1 protein-coding gene is annotated in these 428 nt (G+C 70.1%); it reads left to right on the top strand.

Annotated elements, in window-relative coordinates:
- Positions 1-110: 110 nt before the first annotated feature.
- On the top strand, positions 111-428 hold a 318-nt coding region (gene flgB / locus J5M57_RS28715; RefSeq protein WP_207938576.1), incomplete at its 3' end, for a flagellar basal body rod protein FlgB.

Genomic DNA, 428 nt, shown 5'->3' with positions numbered 1-428 from the left:
CATGCGTCCCATGGAAAAAAGCCTCTTTGGCCGCCCATCGTCGGTTCGCCCGCATCGCGGCCGGCCGCGGGCGGCGAAAGAGCGGCGCATCTTCAGACGGAGACTCGCAGATGCTGGACAAACTCGATGCCGAATTCGCGTTCGGCCGCCAGGCGCTCGACGTGCGCGCATATCGGCAGGAACTGCTGTCGTCGAACATCGCGAACGCCGATACCCCCGGCTACCGCGCGCGCGACGTCGACTTCTCGTCGACGCTCGCCCGCGCGCTCAAGCAGGACGGCGCGGCGAGCGCCGGCAACGCGGCGCAGTTGCCGCTCGCGCAGCCGGCGGGCGTCGCGAGCGGGATGTCGATGGCGACGACCTCGGGCGCGCACCTCGCGGGCAACGTGAAGCTGATTCCGACGGGCGGCCCGAGTGACGACTACGGC

This window comes from Pseudomonas sp. 86_A, from assembly GCF_017491705.1.
Classification (GTDB): domain Bacteria; phylum Pseudomonadota; class Gammaproteobacteria; order Pseudomonadales; family Pseudomonadaceae; genus Aquipseudomonas; species Aquipseudomonas koreensis.
This window is presented reverse-complemented; position numbering and strand designations above follow the sequence as displayed.